Origin of the sequence: Zavarzinella formosa DSM 19928, from assembly GCF_000255705.1 — a bacterium.
GTDB classification, from domain to species: Bacteria; Planctomycetota; Planctomycetia; order Gemmatales; family Gemmataceae; genus Zavarzinella; species Zavarzinella formosa.
In genome coordinates, this window is sequence record NZ_AIAB01000510.1 from 1 (window position 1) to 3,617 (window position 3,617).

Annotated in this window: 4 protein-coding genes; all 4 read left to right on the forward strand. The window is 58.5% G+C overall.

From position 1 onward, the window contains the following. Window positions 1-93 precede the first annotated feature (93 nt). The 4 genes from BGIM_RS0100285 to BGIM_RS0100300 all read left to right on the forward strand — a co-directional run bounded on the left by BGIM_RS0100285 (window position 94) and on the right by BGIM_RS0100300 (window position 3,426). Window positions 94-1,506, forward strand: a complete 1,413-nt coding sequence (locus BGIM_RS0100285; protein ID WP_020467855.1) for a hypothetical protein — start codon at window positions 94-96, stop codon at window positions 1,504-1,506. A gap of 160 nt (window positions 1,507-1,666) precedes the next feature. Continuing rightward, window positions 1,667-1,963 carry a hypothetical protein gene (locus BGIM_RS62335; protein ID WP_157368523.1) on the forward strand — a complete coding sequence of 99 codons (297 nt, stop codon included), beginning with the start codon at window positions 1,667-1,669 and terminating at the stop codon, window positions 1,961-1,963. Window positions 1,964-2,012: 49 nt separating this feature from the next. Continuing rightward, window positions 2,013-2,912, forward strand: a complete 900-nt coding sequence (locus tag BGIM_RS0100295) for a DUF1559 domain-containing protein (RefSeq protein ID WP_020467857.1) — start codon at window positions 2,013-2,015, stop codon at window positions 2,910-2,912. A 64-nt stretch (window positions 2,913-2,976) separates the two neighbouring features. After that, the gene (locus BGIM_RS0100300) at window positions 2,977-3,426 is read left to right on the forward strand and encodes a hypothetical protein (RefSeq protein WP_020467858.1); all 450 of its coding nucleotides are present in this window, start codon (window positions 2,977-2,979) and stop codon (window positions 3,424-3,426) included. The last annotated feature ends 191 nt before the right edge of the window (window positions 3,427-3,617 follow it).

Here is a 3,617-nt window from a genome sequence, read left to right on the forward strand (position 1 = left end):
CCGCCCCTGGCTATTTTCGAGCGCCCCCTTGGGGCGAAAACCGATCAGTCCGGTGTGCCAGAAAGATTTGTCAGACATCCAAAGGAGACCTCCATGAGAGGCCGCGCTCTGCTATTGCTTCTTGTCGCCATTCCCTTGCAAGCCGAGGAGGCGAAGCCCGTTGCCAATACGGTGGAAATCTCGGTTTCCCCGGCGGCCCCGCCGGTGCCGGCGTTGAAGATCATGTTTCAGCCATCGTTGAAAGAATTGGTTCCCGGCAATCCCGTGCTGGGTTATCTGAAGTGCTTCATGGAACAGGACAATCTGTACGCAAACAAGGAAGTGAGCGAGGATCGTGAAAAGATGATGGCGATGCCGCTGGCGGAATTGAAGAACTTCAAGCCGGGCACATACAACTACGGCGATTTGAAATACTATGGCGGGGTTTCATCCAAAAACGCCCGGCGGGCCACCCGGATGGAAACGCCGGACTGGAACATCGTCGGCGAGATGCAGGAGAACGGCTACAACACGCTCCTGCCGGAAATTCAAAAACTGCGGACGCTCTCCAAGGTCGTCGCCCTCAAAACACGCGGCGAGATCATGGCCGGGGATTTCGACGAAGCCGCGACGGACATCACCGTGATCCTCACGCTCGCCAAGCATCTCGGCGAACATCCCACTTATATCGGCACATTGGTGGGTCTGGCCATCGCCCAGACCGGGCTGGACCGGATCGCGGAATTGATCCAACAACCCAAGGCCCCGAATCTGTATTGGGCACTGTCCACGCTGCCGCAACCACTTGTCCGGCAGGAGCGGGCCGTGCTGGGGGAGTTGATGATGTCCCCCGTCGGGTTGCGAAACCTCACCGATCCCGCCAAGGTGTGGGGGAAGGAGGAGATCCAACAGGCGCGGGAATTCGCGGCCATCGTCGGCAGTTTTGATCATCTATCGAAAGAGAAACGGGAAGAGATCGACAAGTGGCTCAAATCCCGGCTGAAGGACAAGGAATGGCTGGACCGCGCCCGGCTGGACCTTGTCTCCCCGACCCGGTCCGGGCAAATGTTGGAAAAGTACCCGCCGGAGCAGGTGGTGTTTTTGGCCATCATCTCCAAGGCCGAGGCGCGACAACATGAATCAATGAAATATGCGATGCTGCCATTTCATCAGGTACAGGAGCAACTCATGGCCTCGGAACCCAACTCCGAGATGCCCCCCGAAGTGGCGGTGACTTACTCGCTGTCCGTGTGGTTGCGGAAACCGAGAGTCGCGCAAGCCCGCCTCGAACAACGCATCGCTCTTTTGCGCAGTGTGGAGGCCGTCCGACTGTATGCCGCCGCGAACGAGGGGAAACTTCCCCCGGATCTGAAGGCCACCGGGGTTCCGGTCCCCCTCGATCCGGTGACCGGCGGGCCGATTCAGTATCAGGTCACGGATGGGAAGGCCGTCATCCACGGCGCCCCGCCCAAGGGACTGGAAAAAGACCCGACATGGATTCGCTATGTCGTGAGCGTGCGGAAGTGAGGCCGTATCGCATTCATCATTAATGAGAGGCGAGGTTCGGAAACTCCGGCCTCTCATTAATATTTGGCTTTGTCATCAGGAGCGAAAGGCACCTGATGAGATTCGGTTTTGGAAGCAATCATCAGAGGAATGACGAAGAAATACGCCGAACGACGCGAGCTTGAAGGAACGCCTTCCCCGGATTTGTCAAGTGGCGCGGCAATTGCTTGTTACAATCCCCGCAGGATCAGATCTTAAACGTCGAAGCATCAGCCTCTCTCTCGGATTGAACGGAAATCCTCGGGAAATTGACACAACCCGCTTCATCTTTGCGCGTCTGGTTGTGAAGGATTCTGAAAGTTTCCAAATTGAAAACTTGATGAAGAATTCAACGCGGCCTGCCTTCGGTGAAGGCAGGCGACGCTTGAAAAGCTTCCATCACCAATCCAAGGTTGGCCGCTCTTCTCAAAAGATTTGAAAAATCCTCTTTCTCATTTCATGTCGTTTTTGTCCGGGGAGTCACGGTGATGACAAATCGCAAGCGGCGCGGGGCGTTTACCCTGATCGAGTTGTTGGTGGTGATCGCGATCATCGCCATTCTGATCGGGCTGTTGTTGCCCGCTGTGCAGAAGATCCGCGAAGCGGCGAATCGCATGAAATGCACCAACAACCTGAAGCAGATGGGTTTGGCTTTGCATGCGTATCACGACGCCTATGGCAAGTTCCCTTCCGGTCACTATTCAACCTCGAATGACGGGCCGCTGATTTACACCACTTGGATGGTGCAAATCCTGCCCTACATCGAACAAAGCAACCTGTACACACAAACAACCACCTGGCTCAACGCCAATCCCAATTACCCGTGGGTGGCCGCCAATCCCTCGATCGCCGTTGTGATGCCGATGTATGTTTGCCCCTCGAATTCCCTGCCCACACAATGCACGGCGGCGGCCGCCGGGACAAACACTCCCGTCGCGCTCACCTCTTATTTGGGCTGCGCCGGAACCTCCAGCAACAGCCCGATCTCGGGCGACGGCGTGTTGTATTCTGATTCGCAAGTCCGCATTGCCGACATCACGGACGGCACATCGACGACTGCCGTGGTGGGCGAGCGGCCGGCAAGCGCGGACATGAACTGGGGATGGTGGGCCGGGGCGTATGGCACCGGCGGGGGAGACGGGGATTGTGTCTTGGGATCGCGGGACGTGGCGTTGACGGCTTCTTTTGGCGCCCCCGCCACCGCCGTTGGTCTCCGGCCCGGAAAGACGACCAACCAAGCCGACGCGGCCCATTGGTGGTCCCTGCACACCAGCGGCGCGAATTTTCTGTTCGGCGACGGCTCCATCCGCTACCTGAGCTACGCGGCGGATTCCGTCCTCCCGCAATTGCTCACCCGCGCCGGCGGCGAAGTGTTCGCCAATCCCTAAAGATCGGCCGTTTTGATTGTCCTTCTTCCCCGTCCGGAGTTCACACTTCAGGAGTTGGCCAAGAATGCGCTGGAAAGACATCCGCATGTCCGTCGGGCTTGTTCTGGTTTGCCTTTCGGGATGCGGCAGTGAAAAAGTCGGCGATGTCTCGGGGTTGGTGACTTACAACGGCCAGCCCCTGGCCAAAACCGGGGGGCATATTGTCTTTGTCGGTCCCCAAGGCTCGCAAATTGTGGCGGACATCGGGGCGGACGGCGCTTACCGGGCCGCCGGCATCCCGGCCGGGCTGAACCGGGTGGCCGTGTATTATTCCAACCCGGAGGCCCAGGAGCAGATCAGAAAGTTTATGCCACAGAAAGGCAAGAAGCCCCCGCCGGTGACTCCCCCCTCACCGGCCCCGGCGCCGTTCCTGACCCCGATCAAGTATGCCTCGCCGGACACCTCCGAATTGTCCGTGCAAATCGGACCGGGAACCGTTTATAACGTGGACATGACCGGGCCAAAAATGAAGTGAGCCTGAGCATGTGGCCGGGATTGAAGACCCCAGACAAGGGGGAGCCGGAGGGGGTGTCCGAGACTTCAATTCTCGTCAGTGTTCAAAGCGATCTCGTATGAGTTCGCCCGCCCGGTGGCGCACGGTGAACGATCCACACCCCGCCGGCTTTGCCACGCTAGCCCCACTTGCAACGATAGGTGACGGGGTGC